We start from the raw sequence: 18,715 nt of genomic DNA on the forward strand, positions 1-18,715 counted from the left end.
TGATGCACTTTTTTTGTGCTTATAATTAGGTAGGCCGACTATTTGTGGTAAAATTTATAGGAAATAGAGTTTTTAGATTTCTTAGTTTGGAGTTAAGACCATGCGTAAAATATTTTTATTGCGAGGTGCACCAGGCTCCGGTAAATCTTCTTTTATTGCTCGTCATCACTTACAACCGTATGCGATAAGTCGCGATGAAATACGGTTATTATTGGCGGACTTAACAGTTTATTATGAAGAAGATGAAGATCGCTTGCACCAAGTGATCCCACGGCACGTAACCGTTCGTACCGAGCAGATGGTGGATAATTTGGTGGAACATAAAATGTCGTATGGCGAAACAGTTATTGTTGACGGCACACATATTGTTCCTAGTGCAATTGAGCACTTTAAACCATGGGTGGACAAGTACCACTATGAATTATTTGTAGTTGATTTGATGCAGCATAATACGCTTGATAGTTTACTCAAGCGCAATGAAATTAGAATGCATTATGATTGGGTAAAGCCTGAAGTTATTAAACAAATGTATCGCTCATATAAGGCTCACCCAGAAGTTCCGGAATGGGCACATGGAATTGTACCTAATCAAATGGATAAGGCACTATCACAGCGTGAGAGCAATTTAGACCGATACTCTCATGTTATTGCAGTTCCAGATAAGGTAAAAGAGGAAGACTTTCCTCATGTTCACATTTCGAATTTCTATTTTTCATTTAATAAAAGATTCACTGAAAAATATGGTACTTACCGCAATGTTGTAACGATTGCAACAACGCCAGAAGAAGCAGTTGAAGATTTTAAATTACCATATTTTGTATTTAAGTTTCATCATAAACACTTTTTAATTTCAGCATATCCAATTAGAAATGAAATGCTGGATCCAATTAGAAAAGTTAAAGGAGTTTGGACTTATTCAACTGGACTTTATAATGTGGCTGATTTTGTGAAGCAGTTTCCAGAAAATAAGAATCCCCATGTACATCAATTTAATTTAAGTAAGCTTGATCCAACAAGATTGCTTCATATTTGGTAAAAAAACAACCGCTGACTAATTTCTGTCAGCGGTTGTTTTTTTACTAAATATAAAGTTATTCAAATGCTAAAGCACCCATTGGATCCCATGGCAATAATTGAATTGGATTTTCCTTACCATCTTCATAAGCTTTTTTAAGTTCTTCTGGTAAGTATTTTTTGTTAATAACAGCTTGGTAAACGAATGAGTCAAACCACTTGTCACTCATTACGAAGTAACCTTTAAAGCCGGGTTTTTCACCCCATGAGTTTTCAATCTTCCATTTAGTTGGTTTACCATCAACAATATCAACACCAGTGATAACCATTGCATGGTCCATCATACTTTCACCGGAATCAAGCATATCAGCCTTTGACATAGTAAAGTCTACATCAAATAATTCATCACGCTTATAAAGGTCAGTATCAAGAAGACCTGCACGACGTTCAGAGTCTTTAACAACGTTTGAACCAAACCAAACAACTTCACCATCTTTGAGTTGTTTAATAATTAGGTCCTTCATTTCATCAACTTTTAAGTTTAAGTGACGAACTTGACGACCACCTTCGACATTTCCAAGGTATTCTACTGAAAATACTTTGTGGAATGGCTTGTCCTTAGTTGGAGCATTAATAGTTGAAATATGGTTTTCAAGATCCATTCCAACATACTTATCAAAGAATTCTTTTGGAGTAATATCTTTGTCAATGTGGTAATTCTTGTTATCGTCACGATATTCAAAATTAAACTTCTTAGGTGGAACACCAAGTGAAGTTGCAAGAACACGAAAGACATCGTTGAGCATTTCTTCCTTGCGACTTTCAACTTCATCCATTGGTTTACCATCTTGAATCATACGACGAAGTTCAAGACCATCTTTTCTAAGTAAAGTATTTAAAGTATCATTTAAAGCACTTGAATTAGTAGCGTTGGCAGTTTCTGGATAGACACTCTTTGGGACAATACCATATTTTTCAATGATGCCGCAGAGCATATCCCATTGACCACCGTCTTGTTGAGGAGTAGCAAATAAGAATGAAACTTTACGATCGCCTAAATCTTTGTCAGCAGTTGCAATTACGTTTTCGAAGAACCAATTACTCTTTTCGAATTTATCCCAGAAGTTGGTGTAATTTTGAGATAATTCAAAATCTTTTAAAGCAAACTTCTTTTGAAGTGGATGGCGCATAGTGTTCAAAGCACTGAACATCCAACAACGACCAGATTGTTTTTGGTCAGCTGGCTTTCCAGTTTCAATTTCAATTGAAAAAGTTGGATCCAAGTCGATTTTAGTTTGTAAATTTTGGCTAGCCTTAAAAATTCCGTTTTCTTGAGCAGCACGACTGGCAACATTGTAGGCAGGGTGCTTAGCTAAATCTTGTTCAAATTTAGCAATACTATCATTAGTAATTTCTTTTGCCATGTAAAATTTCCTCCTTTTTATTTTACAATAACCTAATTTTATTTTAATGCAAAAATAATTTTTTGTCTATTAAATGCTAAAAGGTTGCTCAGCCCAAATATTATTTAGTTCGGGATGTTTTTTAAAATATTCGATTGCAATTGGATCTAAAACCCAAATGGAAATGCCAGATTGTTTGATGAAATTTATTACTTTTTCCATTAGTAAGCTGATTTCATGTTCATCATGGTTAGTAGGATTTATAAAAATATGATTCATGACCCAAATTTGTTGATTATTTTTCTTAATTAAGTCGATATCAGTTCTAGAAGTTAATATATCTCCAATTTTTATTTCAAAAATTTTCTTTTCCATAAAATAAAATCACCTTTCTTTTGCGTAATTATTATTTAAGAACTATAATTCATTTTCGTTAAAAATAATTGTAAAATAGTTTTCTGATAAATAAAAATAAAGTTTGCAAAAAGAATAGGAAAAATAAATGAAGACACGTGGTTTTGAAGTAGTTACTAAATATAAGGATAAAGGAATTAACTTACCCAGAAGACAAACTATAGCAAGTGCTGGATACGATATTGAAGCAGCAAAGGATATTGTGATTCCAAGTATTTGGAGATTGAATTTTGTAAGAATTTTTCGTTTGATTCGTAATGGTCATGAACTTTATGAAAAAGATTATGAATTAGCAGAAAGTATTTTGAAACCAATTTTAGTTCCAACCGGCTTAAAAGTTTATATGCCAGAAGATGAAGTATTAATTCTTGCTAATCGTTCCTCTAATACTTTTAAAAAGAACCTAAGCTTGCCAAATGGAATTGGTGTAATTGATGCAGATTATTATAACAATCCTAATAATGAAGGCGAACTTTTTGTACAAGTGTTAAATTACGGAGTTCGTCCCCTTCACATTAAAAAAGGAGATCGGATTGCTCAGGGGATTTTTATGAAATACTTAAAAACCGACGATGATAATCCAATCACTAGACCTCGTGTAAGTGGATTTGGTTCAACCAATGAAAGAAAGGAAAGTTAATGGCTCGTATAAAGACGCAATATAAGTGCAACTCTTGCGGCTATATTTCAGCAAGTTATTTAGGCCGTTGCCCAAATTGTGGAGCATGGAATCAATTTGAAAAAGAAACTGAAGAAGTGCAAAAACGTTCAACTAAAGCAACAGCTAGTAGATTGATTAGAAAAACAGGTCTTAATGAACCTGTAAAACTTGATACAATTAAAGCTGAAAAAGAAGAACGGATTTCAACTAAATCAGAAGAACTTAATCGTGTTCTTGGTGGAGGAATTGTGCCGGGGTCTCTGGTTTTGATTGGGAGTGACCCTGGAATTGGCAAATCCACTTTAATGCTGCAGATTATGAGTGACTTAGCTGAAAAATATAAAGTATTATATGTTTCAGGAGAAGAATCTGCTAATCAAATAAAATTGCGTGCAGATCGGTTAGGCGTAGGTTCAAGCAGTATGTTACTATATCCAGAAACTGATATGCATGACATTCGTGAACAAATTAATGATGTAAAACCTGATTTTGTTGTGATTGACTCAATTCAAACTATGAACGAACCTAGTCTTGATTCAATGACAGGTTCAGCTTCACAAGTGCGTGAAGTAACAAGTGAATTGATGAAAATTGCTAAGATGGATGCAATTACTGTTTTTGTTATTGGACACGTTACAAAAGAAGGTGCGATTGCAGGCCCTAAGATATTAGAGCATATGGTAGATACTGTGCTTTATTTTGAAGGGGATGAACATCACACTTATCGAATCTTGCATTCAGTAAAAAATCGTTTTGGTGCAGCTAATGAAATAGGAATGTTTGAAATGATTAATGAGGGACTAAAAGAAGTAACTAATCCCTCATCTATATTTTTAGATGAACGTTTGCCAAATTCAACTGGGTCTGCAGTTGTAGTATCTTTGGAAGGAACAAGGCCACTGTTGGCAGAAATCCAGGCTTTAGTTACTCCAACTGCTTTTGGATATGCTAAACGTACAACTTCTGGAATTGATTATAATCGCGCGGCTCTTTTATTAGCAGTTCTTGAAAAACGGGGCAACTTAATGCTTCAAAATCAAGATGTTTATTTAACTGCAACCGGCGGTATTAAGTTAAATGAACCTGCAATTGATTTAGCTGCAGCAATGTCTGTCGCATCTAGTTATTCTAATAAAGAGATTTCTCCAACTGATTGTTTTGTTGGAGAAATTGGCTTAACTGGTGAAGTACGCCGAGTTGATAAAATTGAGGCTAGAGTTAAAGAAGCTGCTAAAACGGGGTTTGAAAGAATTTTTATTCCTCGCCATAATATGCATAAAAGTTTGACTGAATTTGGTATTGAAGTAGTTCCAGTTTCTAGTGTGCCACAAACTTTAAAACTGCTTTTTGGCTAAACGTTGAACTTTTTAGCTAGAACGCGTAAACTAAGAATGTTAAAATCTACTATTTTTGAAAGAGGCATGAAATTTGGCTAAAAAAAAGATTCGTGTAAGATATGCACCAAGTCCAACTGGTCACTTACACATTGGTAACGCACGTACTGCACTTTTTAACTATTTGTTTGCTCGTCATAATAAGGGCACTTTTGTTTTGAGAATTGAAGATACTGACCAAAAACGTAATGTTGAAGGTGGTTCTGAATCTCAAATGGAAAACCTTCACTGGTTAGGTATTGACTGGGATGAAGGTCCTGACAAGGGCGGCGACTATGGTCCATACCGTCAATCAGAAAGAAAAGATATTTACAACAAGTATATTCAACAACTTCTTGATGAAGGTAAGGCTTACTACTCATACAAGACTGAAGAAGAACTTGAAGAACAACGTGAAGAACAACGTGCAATGGGTATTGCACCTCATTACACTTATGAATATGAAGGCATGACTGCTGACGAAATTAAGAAGGCCCAAGAAGAAGCAGAAGCAAAGGGCCTTAAGCCAGTAGTTCGTATTCACATTCCAGAAATGGAAACTTATGAATGGGATGATATTGTTAAGGGTCACTTGAGTTTTGAAAGTGATACTATTGGTGGCGACTTCGTTATTCAAAAGCGTGATGGTATGCCAACTTACAACTTTGCCGTTGTAGTTGATGACCATTTAATGGAAATTACTCACGTTCTTCGTGGTGATGACCACGTTTCAAACACACCAAAGCAATTGGTTGTTTATGAAGCACTTGGCTGGGAAGCACCTAAGTTTGGTCATATGACTTTAATTATCAATGCTGAAACTGGTAAGAAGCTTTCTAAGCGTGATGAATCAGTTCTTCAATTTATTGAACAATATCGTGACCTAGGCTACCTTCCAGATGCAATGTTTAACTTTATTACTCTTCTTGGATGGTCTCCAGAAGGTGAAAACGAAATTTATTCACAACGTGAATTTATCAAGTTATTTGATCCTAAGCGTTTGTCAAAATCTCCTGCAGCCTTTGACCAAAAGAAGCTTGAATGGATCAATAACCAATACATTAAGAAGGCTGATCGTGATACTCTTCTTGATTTGGCACTTAATAACTTGCAAGAAGCAGGTCTTGTTGAAGAAAATCCGACCCCAGAAAAGATGGAATGGATTCGTCAATTAGTTAACATTTACTCAGTTCAAATGTCATACACTAACCAAATTGTTGAGATGACTAAGATTTTCTTTGAAGAAGCTAAGAATTTAACTGATGAAGAAATCGAAGAAATCAAGAAAGACGATGGACGTGTAGTAATTGAAGAATTTAAGAAGCAATTGGATATGATTCCACGCTTTACTGCAGTTCAAATTATGAATGCAGTTCAAGCTACTCGTAAGGCTACTGGTGTTAAGGGACGTAAGCTCTTTATGCCAATCCGTATTGCTGGTACTCGTTCAATGGTTGGACCAGGCGTTGGTGAAGCTATGGAACTTATGGGTAAGGAAAGAGTTATGAATCACTTAGACCTTACTTTGAAGCAAATGGAAGAAAATGGTCTTTAATTAAAATTTTTCAAACTGTTAGAGCGTAAAAGTTCTAGCAGTTTTTTAGTACAAAAGGATAAAATTATGTTTGGCAAAAAAAGAGATAAATCTAAAATTTTGCAAGATATTTTAGATTATAAGAATGTTTTAGAAGAAGTGCGTTTTTCTCCAGAAGTAGAACATGATGAAGAACTTATGCGTTATTTTGATGAAGCTATTGATAAAGCTGAAAGAAATGAATCAATTTTAACAATAAATTCTAAGCTTAATTATCAATTAACTACCTATATTCAAACGCATCATTTTAAAGCACCAAAGCCAGTAAGCAAGTTTATGACCTTTAGCAAAGGTGATATTACTTCTGGTATGACTTCCATCCCAGTTACATGGAATACCATTCACTAATTTTTCAAACTGTTAGAGCATAAAAGTTCTAGCAGTTTTTTAGTATCTTTTGAGTTTTCTGGTAAAATAAAATTAACTAATACTAAGAAAGGACAAGTAAACCGTGAAAGTTTTTAATACTCTAACACGAAAAAAAGAAGAATTTAAACCTCTTGTGCCAGGTGAGGTCAGCATGTATGTCTGCGGTCCTACGGTTTATAACTACATCCACATTGGTAATGCAAGAAGTGCAATTGCCTTTGATACGATTAGACGATACTTTGAATATAAGGGATATAAAGTTAAGTACGTTTCTAATTTTACTGATGTTGATGATAAGATGATTAATGAAGCACGTGCAGAAAACATCACTGTACCTGAACTTGCTGAACGCTTTATCAATGCTTATTTAGAAGATACTAATGCTTTAAATATTGAACCAGCTACACTGCACCCACGTGCAACAAAAGAAATTCCAGAAATTATTAACTTTGTAAAGGATTTAATTGATAAAGGTTATGCTTATGAAGTTGATGGAGATGTATATTATCGCGCTAAAAAATTCAAAAATTATGGTGAATTAAGTGACCAAAATATTGAGCAACTTGAAGAAGGAGCTTCTGAGCATATCAACGATACTGAACAAAGTCGTAAAGAAGATCCAATTGATTTTGCACTTTGGAAAGCACAAAAAACCAGTGATGAGATTGCTTGGGATTCTCCATGGGGCAAAGGTCGTCCAGGTTGGCATATTGAATGTTCTGTAATGTCAACTCAGTACCTTGGTGATACTATTGATATTCACGGCGGAGGACAAGACCTTGAGTTTCCTCATCATGAAAATGAAATTGCTCAAAGTGAGGCTAAAACTGGTAAAAAATTTGTCAATTACTGGATGCACAATGGTTTTGTAACTGTTGGTAAAGATGAAGAAAAAATGTCTAAGTCTCTTCATAACTTTGTTACAGTTCATGACATTATCAAAGAAGTCGACCCACAAGTTTTACGCTTTTTCATGGCAAGCGTACAGTACCGTCGTCAAATTAACTATTCTGAAGAAAATTTAAAGCAAGCTGAAAATGTTTTAAACCGTTTCAAGAACACTTTGATGAATATTGATTATCGCTTAGATGATGATACTGCTTCTAAAGTAGATAACAATTTAAAGCATGAAATTGAAAAAACTAAGCAAGAATTTGAAGCGGCAATGGATGATGACTTTAATGTTCAAAATGCTTTAACTGCTATTTACAATGTTTTGCCAATAATTAATAGTAACAGTAATTCAGAATTAGCAGATAAAGAAACTCTTAGGGAGTTTAAGGATTTACTTAGTTCATGGTTAGAAATTTTTGGAATTGATACTAAAAAATTAACTGCAAAAGTTGAAAACTCGGATGATGCAAAAATTGATGAGTTAGTAAAACAGCGTGATGAAGCTCGTAAAAATAAAGACTGGGCTACTAGTGATAAGTTGCGTGATCAATTAAAGGATATGGGAGTAACTATTCAAGATACTCCTCAAGGAACTAGGTGGACTCGTGATTAAAATAAAGAAATTAACTGAAACTTCTGTTGACCCAAATACATTAAGTGGTCAAACACTTGCTTATTTGGGGGATGCTGTATATGAAATTTATATTCGCAGGCATCTTATTAAAGGTGGTGTAGTTAAACCACAAGTTTTACAAAGAGATGCAACTCATTATGTTTCTGCAAAAGCCCAAGCTGGTTTAATTACAAAACTTCAAGAAGAAAAAATGCTAACAGATGAAGAATTAGCAGCTTTTAAACGTGGACGTAATGCAAAAAGCCACACCAAGGCAAAGAATACTAGTCTTAAAACTTATCAATTGTCAACTGGTTTTGAAGCAGTGTGGGGATATTTAGATTTAGCAGGTAAAGGTGAGCGGGTAAAAGAATTAACTGAATGGTGTATTAAAACTGTAGAAAATGGCGAGGTAAAATATGAGTCAAGATAAAGATTTTATTTTTGGTCGTCATGCTGGAATCGATTTCTTAAAAACGCAAGATGCTGATCGTATCAATAAAGTTTTTTTGCAGCATGGTGTTCAAGATGAGTTTGCTAATCAAGTTTATGGTTTAGCTAAGAAAAAGCGTCTGGTAGTTCAAACTGTGCCTAAAAATAAGTTGGATAAACTTGTTCAAGGAGGGAATCATCAAGGATTGGTTTTAGCGATTTCGAGTTTTGAATATGCTGATCTTGATGAATTGCTTGATAAGTTTGACGATGAAGGAAAAGAACCGTTTTTATTAATGCTTGATTCAATTGAAGATCCTCATAATCTAGGTTCAATTTTGCGTTCTGCAGATGCTACAGGAGTAGATGCGATTATTATTCCTAAGCGTCATGCAACAGGTCTTACTTCTGTGGTTGCAAAAACTTCAACAGGAGCAATTGATTATGTACCAGTAGCTCGTGTTAATAATTTAGTCCAAACTACCAAAATGCTTAAAAAACGAGGTTATTGGATTTTCGGAACAGATATGCAGGGTACTGATTACCGTGAATGGAACGCAAATGGTAAGACAGTCTTAGTAATTGGAAATGAAGGTAAAGGCATTGCTCCACTTCTGAAAAAACAAATGGATCAAACTTTAACTCTACCAATGGTTGGTCATGTTCAATCCTTAAATGCTAGCGTAGCTACTGGAATTATGCTTTATCAAATGATGAATAGTCGTCATCCGCTTAATTAAACAAAAGAGATTTTAATGGTTGTAAAAACTAAATTAAAATCTCTTTTTAATTAAATACAGGGAAAACTCTCTTTTAATCTCTTACAAAAGTTCATATCTTATTCATTGTTAAAAATTTCCCATTGAGGAGAAAAAATGATGAATAAATTGAGCTCTAGCTATGAGTTGGAATTAATTAAGAGAATTCAAAGAGAAGCTGATGGTTTAGCAGTAAAAAATTTGTGTCAAATTTATCGACCAATGATTAATACAGTGAAAAGAAAATATTACCTAAGACTTTACGATGAACAAGATTGGGATCAAGAGGCAATGATTGTTTGCTATCAATCAGCAATTGCTTATTCTACCAATCGAGGTAAATTTGGCAGTTATTTTAAACGTTGTTTGAACAATCATGCAATTAGTATTTTACGTAAGCAACTTTCGGCAAAAAGAAAAATTAACAATGATTCAATCTCTTGGGAAAAAATAGTATATGATACAAGCAATATTGTTCAAGAACCAAAAACTGTTGATTTTAGTTTGCCCACCTCTGTAACTTATAGGGAATGTTTAGAAAAACTTTCTAATTTGGAACTTGCAGCTTTATTAGTTAGTCTAGGTAGAATAGATGAAGAACATGTTCGAAATATACTCGGAGTAAATATAAAAGCAATTGATAGAGCAAAATTTAGAACTCTTCAAAAAATTCGCAATTCACTATTAGAATAAAAAATTAGTTAACCGCTTTATTTTGCGGTATAATATTAATTGTAGAATATTTTAGGAGGTAATTTAAGATGGCAGAAGTTATTAAAACTGCATTGTTGGACCGTCACATGAAGGAAGTTTTTGACTGGAGTGATTCAGATATGCCAGTTAGAGATGCACTTTGGGACTACTTTATGGAAAAGAATGGTAGAGATACCATGAAGACGGAGGAAGATATGCTTCCATTTTTAAAGGACTCCGATGAAAAGATCGAGGCCTTTGTCGACGAAAATCTTAAGAAGTAATTTCCGACTAAAAAACAATGTTCTACGCACAGTGGTCACGCATGTTTGACCACCAAAAAGGCAGCTGCTTCTCCGGTAGCTGTCTTTTAATTGCATAAAAGATACTTTTTTGGTACAATAGCGGGAGTTTGGAAGTGAGATTATGGCAGTAAAAAAAGCAGCATTAGCCTGCACTGAATGCGGGTCACGCAATTATTCAATTACCGCAAGTAACAATCGCACTCAGCGACTTGAATTAAGAAAATTTTGTAAACACTGTGGTAAAATGACTTTGCATAAGGAAACGAGGTAAAAGTAGATGATTAAGTTTTTTAAGGGTGTTGTTCAAGAAATGAAAGAAGTAACTTGGCCAACAGCTAAACAAAACCGTCATGATACTGGTATTGTTATCATATCTTCAGTCTTATTCGCTGCATATTTAGGTGCACTTGACTGGGCATTCAGTGCTTTGACTCAAGTAGTTATGTAATATTGATGACAAATTGCGCTAATGCATGGTATACTTTAATCATAAAGAAGAAAAGGGCCTCTCGTGAGGTTTTTTTGTTTGCCAATTTTTAAGGAGAATTTTATTATGGTCGAAACTACACAAAAAAAATGGTACGTTTTGCACACTTATTCAGGTTATGAGGACAAGGTTAAATCTGACCTTTTGTCACGTGCACAAAGTATGGGTATGCAAGATTACATCTTCCGTGTGATGGTTCCAGAAGAAGAAAAAGTAGAAACTGTTCGCGGTAAAAAGCAAGAAGTGGAAGAAAAAATCTTTCCAGGTTATGTTTTAGTAGAAATGGTAATGACTGATGAAAGTTGGTTTATTGTAAGAAACACTCCTAACGTAACTGGATTTGTCGGTTCACATGGTGGTGGTTCTAAGCCATCTCCACTTCTTGAAGAAGAAGTTAATCGTTTATTGAAGAATCAGGGTCAACCTGCAAAAGAAGAATTGCCAGATTATGAAATTGATGAAACAGTAACCATTACTGATGGACCATTTGAAGATATGGTTGGTAAAATTACTGATATTCAACCAGATAAACATAAGCTCTATGTTTCAGTAGATATGTTTGGAAGAGCAACTACTGCAGAACTTGATTATGATCAAGTCAAGAAATTTGAAAACTAATAAAAAAATATTGTAATTGCGGTTAAACGATGGTAACATACATAAAGTACTTATTATTGTGGGAGGAGGAGTAGGTAACTTCTCCATTTTAACCGCATCACGGAATCAAGGAGGTTTTGACCGTGGCAAAAAAAGTTATTAACGTTGTTAAATTACAAATCCCAGCTGGTGCTGCAACCCCTGCACCTCCAGTTGGTCCAGCTTTGGGTCAAGCAGGTATTAACATTGTAGGTTTTACTAAGGACTTCAATGCTAGAACCGCTGACCAAAAGGGTATGATTATTCCTGTAGTCATCACTGTATATGAAGATCGTTCATTCGAATTCATTACTAAGACTCCACCAGCTCCAGTGCTTCTTAAGCAAGCTGCTAAGATTCAAAAGGCTTCTGGTGAACCTAACACCAAGAAGGTTGGTAAGGTAACCAAAGACCAAGTTAAGGAAATTGCCGAGACTAAGATGAAGGACCTTAACGCTGCTGATATTGAAGCTGCTATGCGCATGGTTGAAGGTACCGCTAGAAGTATGGGTATCGAAGTCGAAGACTAATCCTGTTATTTTTAATAATATTAGGTGGGAGAGCTACAGAGAAAGCTCGTTTGACCACAGGTATAAGGAGGAAATCACATGCCAAAGCATGGTAAGAAATATTTAGAAGCTGCTAAGAAAGTTGATCCAAACAAGTTATACTCAGTAAAAGAAGCTATGGAACTTGTTAAGGAAACTTCATATGCAAACTTTGATGCTTCAGTTGAAGTATCATACAACTTAAGTGTTGACCCTAAGCAAGCTGATCAACAAATTCGTGGTTCACTTGTTTTACCTAATGGTACTGGTAAGACCCAAAAGGTTATCGTATTTGCTGAAGGTCCTCAAGCAGAACAAGCTAAAGCAGCAGGTGCTGACGAAGTTGGTTCTGACGAATTAGTAGAAAAAGTTCAAAACGGTTACTTGGACTTTGACGTTGTTGTTGCAACCCCTATGATGATGGCTAAGGTTGGTCGTTTAGGTCGTATTCTTGGACCTAAAGGTTTGATGCCAAACCCTAAGACTGGCACTGTAACTATGGACATCGAAAAGGCTGTTAAGAACGTTAAGGCTGGTCAAGTAGAATACCGTGTTGACCGTCAAGCAGCTATTCATACTGCTATCGGTAAGGTATCATTTACTGAAGAACAATTAACTGAAAACTTTGACGCTTTACGTGACGTAATTTTACGTGCACGTCCTGCATCAGCTAAGGGTCAATACATTAAGAGTGTTGCCGTTGCTGCAACATTTGGCCCAGGGATCAAGCTTGATCCATTAAACTTGGACTAATTTATAAATTAGACTTTACAAAGCGCCTCGCAATGTTGCGAGACGCTTTTTTTATATGTTATCATTAGGTGATTTAAGCACTATAAGGAGAAAGATATGCATAAACATCTCTTGAAAAGGATATTATTTCCGTTGTTGTTTGTCCTATTATTTTTAACAGGATGTAGAAATAATAATAGTTCTAAAATTACAATTGTTGGCTCAAGTGCAATGCAACTTTTGGCTGAGCAGGCTGGCAATGATTATCGTTTAGCCCATCCTGATAGTAATATTGTGGTCCAAGGTGGAGGATCTGGTACAGGTCTTAGTCAAGTTCAGGCAGGAGCCGTTGAAATTGGTACTTCTGATGTTTATGCTGAGACTCAAAAAGGAATAGATGCTAAAAAATTACAAGATTATCAAATTGCTGTAGTAGGTATTGTTCCAATCGCTAATAAAAATGTTGGTGTCAAAAATCTTTCAATGAAACAATTAAGTGATATTTTTACAGGAAAAATTACCAATTGGAAACAAGTTGGCGGAAAAAATGAAAATATTACTGTGATTAATAGATCAAAGGGTAGTGGAACTAGAACTACTTTTGAAGATATAGTTTTAAAAGGCAAAAAATCAGTCAGATCTCAAGAACAAGATTCTAATGGTACAGTTAAAAAAATCGTTAGTTCTACTCCAGGAACCATTAGCTATATCTCACTGCCATATGCTAATGATAAGCATATTCAAAAATTAAGTCTTAATCATGTTCAAGCAACTAACAAGAATATAACAACTAATAAATGGCAATTATGGTCATATGAACATATGTACACTAAAGGAAAGCCTAATAAAGCAACTTCAAACTTTATTAAGTATATGTTAGGTAAAAAAGTTCAAAAGGATTTAGTTCCTAAAATCGGCTATTTAAGTATTAATGATATGAAAGTGGTCCGTGATAGTAATAATAGAGTGACAACGATAAGGAAGAATTAATGAGTAAAAGAAAAGATAGGTTAAAAGATATTGTTAACCAAGCAATTGCTGATCAAGAGGTTCCTCACGTTAAACTTAAAAAAATGGGACCGACTAGTGTTGATATTGAAAAATTAACTAGACCCTCAAAAGAAACTAGGCAAGAATATTGGGGTAAAGGATTAACTTATTTTGCAATTGGATTAATTATTGTTTTAGTAGTTTCAATTATTGGATTTGTAGGTATTCATGGATTAGCAACCTTTATTAAGGATCATGTAAATGTTTTTCACTTTTTGACATCTACTGACTGGGATCCAAGTGATGGTAAAAATCATGTTGGAGCTGCGGCTATGATTGTGACTTCATTTGCAGTTACTCTTTTATCTGCTTTAGTTGCCACACCATTTGCTATTGCAGTAGCCCTTTTTATGACCGAATATACTTCTAAAAAGGGTGCTAAATTCCTACAATCTGTTATGGAACTTTTAGTAGGTATCCCATCTGTTGTATATGGTTTCTTAGGGTTAACAATTATTGTTCCCGTAATTAGAAATCTTTTTGGCGGAACTGGATTTGGTATCTTAGCAGCTACCTTAGTATTATTTGTTATGGTACTTCCTACTATCACTTCTTTAACTGTTGATAGTTTAAATGCAGTTCCTTCACATTTTAGAAAAGCTTCAGCAGCTTTAGGAGCCACTCATTGGCAAACAATTTCTAAAGTTATATTGCCTGTTGCTACCCCAAGAATTTTGACTGCAGTAATTTTTGGAATGGCCAGAGCATTTGGTGAGGCATTAGCTGTACAAATGGTTATTGGTAATGCTGTATTAATGCCTTATAACTTAGTTAGTCCATCAGCAACATTAACTAGTCAATTGACCAGCCAGATGGGAAATACAGTTATGGGAACGTTGCCTAACAATGCATTATGGTCATTGGCATTACTTCTTTTGATAATGTCATTGGTATTTAATTTCCTAGTGCGTTTAGTTGGAAAGAAAGGGCAAAAATAGATGAAAGCAAAAAGAAACGATAAAATTGCTACAATAGTAATTCATATCTTAGTAGCAATAGTTGTTTTAATTCTTGTTGGGATCTTAGGAAATATATTAGTTACAGGTGTTCCACATTTATCATGGCATTTTTTAACTTCAGAAGCTTCCTCATACCAAGCCGGTGGAGGTGTAAGAGATCAGCTTTTTAATTCATTGTATTTATTAGTCTTAACAACTATAATTTCTCTTCCAATTGCTTTAGGTGCTGCAATTTATTTAGCTGAATATGCCAAAGATAATTGGATCACAAACTTAATTAGAACTACAATTGAAATTTTGAGTTCATTACCATCAATTGTTGTGGGTTTATTTGGATATTTATTATTTGTAGTTCAATTTGGTTTTGGTTTCTCTATTATTTCTGGTGCTTTAGCTTTAACATTTTTTAATTTACCGATTTTAACTAGTAATATTGAACAAGCTCTTAAAGGTGTTCCTCAGTCACAACGTGAAGCTGGGCTTGCATTAGGTTTATCAAATTGGAAAACCATTCGTGGGATTGTTTTACCGGCTGCACTTCCTGGAATTTTAACTGGACTCATTTTAAGTGCAGGTCGAATTTTTGGAGAAGCTGCAGCTTTGATTTATACCGCAGGTCAAAGTGGGTCTACCATTGATTATTCAAATTGGAATCCTTTTAGTCCGACTAGCTTTTTAAATGTAATGCGTCCGGCAGAAACTTTAGCTGTCCATATTTGGAAAGTAAATACTGAAGGAATTGTATCAGATGCAACTATTGTATCAGCAGCAACTTCAGCTCTTTTAGTAATTGTAGTAATTATATTTAATCTTGGCGCACGTTTCTTGGGGAATAAATTATACAAGAAGCTCACAGCGGCTAAGTAAGGTGGTTTTATGGAAAATTTAGATCAACCGAGTTTTATTAAAACTTTCCCTAAAGATGAATTGGCTCTTTCAACTGAAAATTTAAGTGTTTTGTATGGAGGAACTGTACAAAAACTATTTGATGCTAGTTTAAGTTTTAAAAAGAATACTATAACGGCTTTGATAGGTGCTTCAGGTTCGGGAAAATCAACATTTTTGCGTTCAATTAATCGCATGAATGATAAAGTTGCCACAATTAATGGCAAAATTATGTTTCATGGATTAGATGTTAATAAAGCGAATATTAATGTTTATGAATTGCGTAAAAATATTGGGATGGTTTTTCAACGTCCAAATCCGTTCCCAAAATCAATTAGAGAAAATATTACCTATGCTTTAAAAGCTGATGGGGAAAAAGATACTAAAAAATTAGATAGAGTAGTTGAAGAAAGTTTACGTGCAGCGGCTCTTTGGGATGAAGTAAAAGATAAGCTTGATAAAAGTGCGTTAGCTCTTTCAGGAGGCCAACAGCAAAGATTATGTATTGCTAGAGCTTTAGCGGTAAAACCAGAAATATTATTGTTAGATGAACCTGCAAGTGCACTGGATCCAGTGTCAACTTCTAAACTTGAAGATACTCTCAAACAGCTCCGAAGCGAATATACTATGATTATGGTCACTCATAATATGCAACAAGCATCTAGAATAAGTGATTATACGGCATTTTTCCATTTAGGGCATGTAATGGAGTATGATACAACTGCAAACATTTTTACTAATCCTAAAGGAAAAATTACAGAAGAGTATATTCAAGGTAGTTTTGGTTAAAGGAAAAAGTATGAAAGAAATTATTACTGCCAAAGATGTTAAATTAAGTTATGGTGATTATGAAGCACTTCATGGAATAAGTTTGGATTTTCATGAAAAAGAGTTAACTGCCTTAATTGGTCCATCAGGATGTGGAAAATCTACTTTTTTGCGGTGTTTAAACCGTATGAATGATGATATTGAGAATATCAAAATTACTGGTGAGATTGATTTTGAAGGACAAAATATTTATAGTCCCAAAATGGATTTAGTAAAGCTTAGAAAAGAGGTAGGGATGGTTTTTCAGCAGCCAACCCCATTCCCTTTTTCAGTTTATGACAATGTGGCTTATGGCTTAAAAATTGCGGGAATCAAAGATAAAAATTTGATTGACCAACGTGTTGAAGAAAGTTTGAAACAAGCTGCAATTTGGAAAGAAACTAAGGACAATTTGAATAGAAATGCTCAAGCTTTTTCAGGAGGCCAGCAGCAACGTATTTGTATTGCTAGAGCTTTAGCAATTAGACCTAAAGTTGTTTTGCTTGATGAACCAACTAGTGCACTTGATCCAATTTCAAGTAGTGAAATTGAAGAAACACTTATGGATTTAAAGCGTAAATATACTTTTATTATGGTTACACACAACTTGCAGCAAGCGGGGCGTATTTCTGATCAAACCGCCTTTTTAATGAATGGTAATTTAGTTGAAGCGGGTCCAACTGAAGAAATGTTCTTAGCACCTAAAAAGCAAATTACTAGTGATTACCTTAATGGTCGTTTTGGTTAAATGTGAGGTAAAAAGATGCACGAAATATTTTTAGATGAATTAAAAAAGTTGAATACGCAATTTATGGAAATGGGAGTTTTTGTAAATGATCAAATTGATCATGCCACTCGCGCATTTGTAGATCATGATAAAAAAACAGCCCAATCTATGGTGGATAATGAGGAAAAAATTCCGCAAGAATCTCTTGATATTCAAAAAAAGGCTTTAAAATTAATGGCTCTTCAACAGCCTGTAGCAACGGATTTTAGAGTGGTAATTAGTATTTTGAAGGCTACTACTGATTTAGAGAGAATTGGTGAAAATGCAATGAGTATTGCTTTAGAAACAATTCGAGTTAAGGGAAATCCTAGAATTCCAGAAGTAGAAGAAATTATAGGTGAAATGACACATAGTGTTCGTCATATGCTTATTCAAGTTTTAACAGCATATGTTCAAGATGATGAAAAGATGGCTAAAGATGTAGCACGCCGAGATAAAGATATTGATAAAGCTTATGTAAAAGCTCGTAAGTTGATTGTTGATGGGATTGAACAAGATCCAAGTGCAGCAATGGCTTCATCTAGTTACTTTGTGGTAACACGTTTGCTTGAAAGAATTGGTGACCACATTGTTAATCTAGCTATGTGGGTGGTATATAAGACTACTGGGGAATTAAGTGAACTTACTAATCCGACTGAAAGCCAAACCATATAAAAAATAGGAGATTCCAGATTTTGAATCTCCTATTTTTTTCTAGAAATTTCTTTAATGGGGAAGCAACCAGCTATAAAAATTACAATTCCAATCAATAAAAAGGTATTATTCCTATTTATATAGGCTGCATTTGTAATGATAATTCCTGCAATGATAATACACCAGTCGCTTAATTGAAAAAGTCGTTGTTTAGGAGCAGTTGCTAAAAGGATATTTTTAATAACAAAGCCTCCCTCAATAATAATAATTAAACTTAAGAATAGCCAGATAAAATTAATCAAAATAGTTACTAGGTTTCCATGGGCTTCTACCATACTTTGAATACTTAAAAATAAAACAGTAATACCTAGTACTAGATAAATAATAGCTCTTAAACGATTTAAAATTTTAGTTTTTTTCTCTTGGTTTGTCATGTTTTGTCCCCCTGCTTCTGTCATTAATGATACAGATTTTTAGAAAAAATGTAAATTAGTTCTTGCATGAATTGTACCAGCCTGCTATACTAATTAAAGTAAATTCTACCTAAGACTCGGGTGGCATGACGCCTCAAAATCCCGCCGAGGCCAGAAGATGATGATGAATTTCAACTCTCTGTGTCTCTTATGGCATGGAGATTTTTTAATTAGGCCTTATAGAATTTATTAAAG

24 protein-coding genes and 1 other annotated feature are annotated in these 18,715 nt (G+C 34.5%); of the genes, 21 read left to right on the forward strand and 3 right to left on the reverse strand.

Annotated elements, in window-relative coordinates:
* Positions 1-100: 100 nt before the first annotated feature.
* A complete protein-coding gene (locus FOD82_RS01970) occupies positions 101-1,036 on the forward strand; it encodes an AAA family ATPase (protein ID WP_144354825.1) in 936 nt (311 codons plus the stop codon).
* Between the two features lie 55 nt (positions 1,037-1,091).
* Here the strand turns inward: FOD82_RS01970 and pepC are convergent, their stop codons facing one another.
* Both pepC and FOD82_RS01980 read right to left on the reverse strand, forming a co-directional pair.
* On the reverse strand, positions 1,092-2,438 hold the full coding sequence (gene pepC, locus FOD82_RS01975) for an aminopeptidase C (RefSeq protein WP_144354826.1): 1,347 nt from the start codon (positions 2,436-2,438) through the stop codon (positions 1,092-1,094).
* Positions 2,439-2,507: 69 nt separating this feature from the next.
* Complete coding sequence (locus FOD82_RS01980) at positions 2,508-2,792, reverse strand: N-acetyltransferase (protein WP_144354827.1); 285 nt, start codon at positions 2,790-2,792, stop codon at positions 2,508-2,510.
* Between the two features lie 127 nt (positions 2,793-2,919).
* On the opposite strand from FOD82_RS01980, the gene FOD82_RS01985 reads away from it, so the two are divergent.
* From FOD82_RS01985 to phoU, 20 genes are all read left to right on the forward strand, one after another.
* Positions 2,920-3,471: a dUTP diphosphatase gene (locus FOD82_RS01985; RefSeq protein ID WP_144354828.1), complete on the forward strand. Its 552-nt coding sequence runs from the start codon at positions 2,920-2,922 to the stop codon at positions 3,469-3,471.
* Complete coding sequence (radA, locus tag FOD82_RS01990) at positions 3,471-4,847, forward strand: DNA repair protein RadA (protein ID WP_144354829.1); 1,377 nt, start codon at positions 3,471-3,473, stop codon at positions 4,845-4,847. Before FOD82_RS01985 ends, radA begins: the two co-directional genes overlap by 1 nt.
* 73 nt (positions 4,848-4,920) lie before the next feature.
* Entirely contained in the window at positions 4,921-6,420 is a 1,500-nt protein-coding gene (gltX, locus tag FOD82_RS01995; protein ID WP_144354830.1) for a glutamate--tRNA ligase, read from the forward strand.
* Between the two features lie 66 nt (positions 6,421-6,486).
* The gene (locus FOD82_RS02000) at positions 6,487-6,807 is read left to right on the forward strand and encodes a bacteriocin immunity protein (protein WP_144354831.1); all 321 of its coding nucleotides are present in this window, start codon (positions 6,487-6,489) and stop codon (positions 6,805-6,807) included.
* Between the two features lie 103 nt (positions 6,808-6,910).
* Positions 6,911-8,335 carry a cysteine--tRNA ligase gene (gene cysS / locus FOD82_RS02005; RefSeq protein ID WP_144354832.1) on the forward strand — a complete coding sequence of 475 codons (1,425 nt, stop codon included), beginning with the start codon at positions 6,911-6,913 and terminating at the stop codon, positions 8,333-8,335.
* The gene (locus FOD82_RS02010) at positions 8,328-8,768 is read left to right on the forward strand and encodes a Mini-ribonuclease 3 (RefSeq protein ID WP_144354833.1); all 441 of its coding nucleotides are present in this window, start codon (positions 8,328-8,330) and stop codon (positions 8,766-8,768) included. Before cysS ends, FOD82_RS02010 begins: the two co-directional genes overlap by 8 nt.
* The gene (gene rlmB / locus FOD82_RS02015; protein ID WP_144354834.1) at positions 8,755-9,507 is read left to right on the forward strand and encodes a 23S rRNA (guanosine(2251)-2'-O)-methyltransferase RlmB; all 753 of its coding nucleotides are present in this window, start codon (positions 8,755-8,757) and stop codon (positions 9,505-9,507) included. Before FOD82_RS02010 ends, rlmB begins: the two co-directional genes overlap by 14 nt.
* Positions 9,508-9,645: 138 nt before the next feature.
* The gene (locus tag FOD82_RS02020) at positions 9,646-10,218 is read left to right on the forward strand and encodes a sigma factor (RefSeq protein ID WP_186277701.1); all 573 of its coding nucleotides are present in this window, start codon (positions 9,646-9,648) and stop codon (positions 10,216-10,218) included.
* A 68-nt stretch (positions 10,219-10,286) separates the two neighbouring features.
* Entirely contained in the window at positions 10,287-10,502 is a 216-nt protein-coding gene (locus FOD82_RS02025) for a hypothetical protein (protein ID WP_144354836.1), read from the forward strand.
* Between the two features lie 142 nt (positions 10,503-10,644).
* Positions 10,645-10,794 carry a 50S ribosomal protein L33 gene (gene rpmG, locus FOD82_RS02030; protein WP_144354837.1) on the forward strand — a complete coding sequence of 50 codons (150 nt, stop codon included), beginning with the start codon at positions 10,645-10,647 and terminating at the stop codon, positions 10,792-10,794.
* Between the two features lie 6 nt (positions 10,795-10,800).
* On the forward strand, positions 10,801-10,971 hold the full coding sequence (gene secE / locus FOD82_RS02035; RefSeq protein WP_144354838.1) for a preprotein translocase subunit SecE: 171 nt from the start codon (positions 10,801-10,803) through the stop codon (positions 10,969-10,971).
* 105 nt (positions 10,972-11,076) lie between these two features.
* Positions 11,077-11,628, forward strand: coding sequence for a transcription termination/antitermination protein NusG (gene nusG / locus FOD82_RS02040; RefSeq protein ID WP_144354839.1), 552 nt, complete (start codon positions 11,077-11,079; stop codon positions 11,626-11,628).
* Positions 11,629-11,750: 122 nt separating this feature from the next.
* Entirely contained in the window at positions 11,751-12,176 is a 426-nt protein-coding gene (rplK, locus tag FOD82_RS02045; protein ID WP_004045505.1) for a 50S ribosomal protein L11, read from the forward strand.
* 78 nt (positions 12,177-12,254) lie between these two features.
* Positions 12,255-12,947 (forward strand): 50S ribosomal protein L1, encoded by a 693-nt coding sequence (gene rplA, locus FOD82_RS02050; protein ID WP_144354840.1) that lies wholly within the window; start codon positions 12,255-12,257, stop codon positions 12,945-12,947.
* A 96-nt stretch (positions 12,948-13,043) separates the two neighbouring features.
* Positions 13,044-13,916 (forward strand): phosphate ABC transporter substrate-binding protein, encoded by an 873-nt coding sequence (locus FOD82_RS02055; protein ID WP_144354841.1) that lies wholly within the window; start codon positions 13,044-13,046, stop codon positions 13,914-13,916.
* Complete coding sequence (gene pstC, locus FOD82_RS02060; RefSeq protein WP_144354842.1) at positions 13,916-14,914, forward strand: phosphate ABC transporter permease subunit PstC; 999 nt, start codon at positions 13,916-13,918, stop codon at positions 14,912-14,914. The genes FOD82_RS02055 and pstC overlap by 1 nt, the downstream gene beginning before the upstream one ends.
* Positions 14,915-15,802, forward strand: a complete 888-nt coding sequence (gene pstA / locus FOD82_RS02065; protein WP_144354843.1) for a phosphate ABC transporter permease PstA — start codon at positions 14,915-14,917, stop codon at positions 15,800-15,802.
* Between the two features lie 9 nt (positions 15,803-15,811).
* Positions 15,812-16,609 (forward strand): phosphate ABC transporter ATP-binding protein PstB, encoded by a 798-nt coding sequence (pstB, locus tag FOD82_RS02070; protein ID WP_144354844.1) that lies wholly within the window; start codon positions 15,812-15,814, stop codon positions 16,607-16,609.
* A gap of 10 nt (positions 16,610-16,619) precedes the next feature.
* Positions 16,620-17,375: a phosphate ABC transporter ATP-binding protein PstB gene (gene pstB, locus FOD82_RS02075; RefSeq protein WP_144354845.1), complete on the forward strand. Its 756-nt coding sequence runs from the start codon at positions 16,620-16,622 to the stop codon at positions 17,373-17,375.
* Between the two features lie 15 nt (positions 17,376-17,390).
* Positions 17,391-18,068: a phosphate signaling complex protein PhoU gene (gene phoU / locus FOD82_RS02080; protein WP_144354846.1), complete on the forward strand. Its 678-nt coding sequence runs from the start codon at positions 17,391-17,393 to the stop codon at positions 18,066-18,068.
* Between the two features lie 29 nt (positions 18,069-18,097).
* Here the strand turns inward: phoU and FOD82_RS02085 are convergent, their stop codons facing one another.
* Positions 18,098-18,481, reverse strand: coding sequence for a hypothetical protein (locus FOD82_RS02085; protein ID WP_144354847.1), 384 nt, complete (start codon positions 18,479-18,481; stop codon positions 18,098-18,100).
* 90 nt (positions 18,482-18,571) lie between these two features.
* Positions 18,572-18,697, forward strand: a sequence feature (ribosomal protein L10 leader region).
* Positions 18,698-18,715: the final 18 nt, after the last annotated feature.

The organism is Lactobacillus sp. LL6 (assembly GCF_007570935.1).
GTDB lineage: Bacteria > Bacillota > Bacilli > Lactobacillales > Lactobacillaceae > Lactobacillus.

Coding starts and splice junctions, on each gene's coding strand:
- FOD82_RS01970 (WP_144354825.1), top strand. CDS start 101: ATGCGTAAAATATTTTTATTGCGAGGTGCACCAGGCTCCGGTAAATCT.
- pepC (WP_144354826.1), bottom strand. CDS start 2,438: ATGGCAAAAGAAATTACTAATGATAGTATTGCTAAATTTGAACAAGAT.
- FOD82_RS01980 (WP_144354827.1), bottom strand. CDS start 2,792: ATGGAAAAGAAAATTTTTGAAATAAAAATTGGAGATATATTAACTTCT.
- FOD82_RS01985 (WP_144354828.1), top strand. CDS start 2,920: ATGAAGACACGTGGTTTTGAAGTAGTTACTAAATATAAGGATAAAGGA.
- radA (WP_144354829.1), top strand. CDS start 3,471: ATGGCTCGTATAAAGACGCAATATAAGTGCAACTCTTGCGGCTATATT.
- FOD82_RS02000 (WP_144354831.1), top strand. CDS start 6,487: ATGTTTGGCAAAAAAAGAGATAAATCTAAAATTTTGCAAGATATTTTA.
- rlmB (WP_144354834.1), top strand. CDS start 8,755: ATGAGTCAAGATAAAGATTTTATTTTTGGTCGTCATGCTGGAATCGAT.
- FOD82_RS02020 (WP_186277701.1), top strand. CDS start 9,646: ATGAATAAATTGAGCTCTAGCTATGAGTTGGAATTAATTAAGAGAATT.
- FOD82_RS02025 (WP_144354836.1), top strand. CDS start 10,287: ATGGCAGAAGTTATTAAAACTGCATTGTTGGACCGTCACATGAAGGAA.
- rpmG (WP_144354837.1), top strand. CDS start 10,645: ATGGCAGTAAAAAAAGCAGCATTAGCCTGCACTGAATGCGGGTCACGC.
- secE (WP_144354838.1), top strand. CDS start 10,801: ATGATTAAGTTTTTTAAGGGTGTTGTTCAAGAAATGAAAGAAGTAACT.
- nusG (WP_144354839.1), top strand. CDS start 11,077: ATGGTCGAAACTACACAAAAAAAATGGTACGTTTTGCACACTTATTCA.
- rplA (WP_144354840.1), top strand. CDS start 12,255: ATGCCAAAGCATGGTAAGAAATATTTAGAAGCTGCTAAGAAAGTTGAT.
- FOD82_RS02055 (WP_144354841.1), top strand. CDS start 13,044: ATGCATAAACATCTCTTGAAAAGGATATTATTTCCGTTGTTGTTTGTC.
- pstC (WP_144354842.1), top strand. CDS start 13,916: ATGAGTAAAAGAAAAGATAGGTTAAAAGATATTGTTAACCAAGCAATT.
- pstA (WP_144354843.1), top strand. CDS start 14,915: ATGAAAGCAAAAAGAAACGATAAAATTGCTACAATAGTAATTCATATC.
- pstB (WP_144354844.1), top strand. CDS start 15,812: ATGGAAAATTTAGATCAACCGAGTTTTATTAAAACTTTCCCTAAAGAT.
- pstB (WP_144354845.1), top strand. CDS start 16,620: ATGAAAGAAATTATTACTGCCAAAGATGTTAAATTAAGTTATGGTGAT.
- phoU (WP_144354846.1), top strand. CDS start 17,391: ATGCACGAAATATTTTTAGATGAATTAAAAAAGTTGAATACGCAATTT.
- FOD82_RS02085 (WP_144354847.1), bottom strand. CDS start 18,481: ATGACAAACCAAGAGAAAAAAACTAAAATTTTAAATCGTTTAAGAGCT.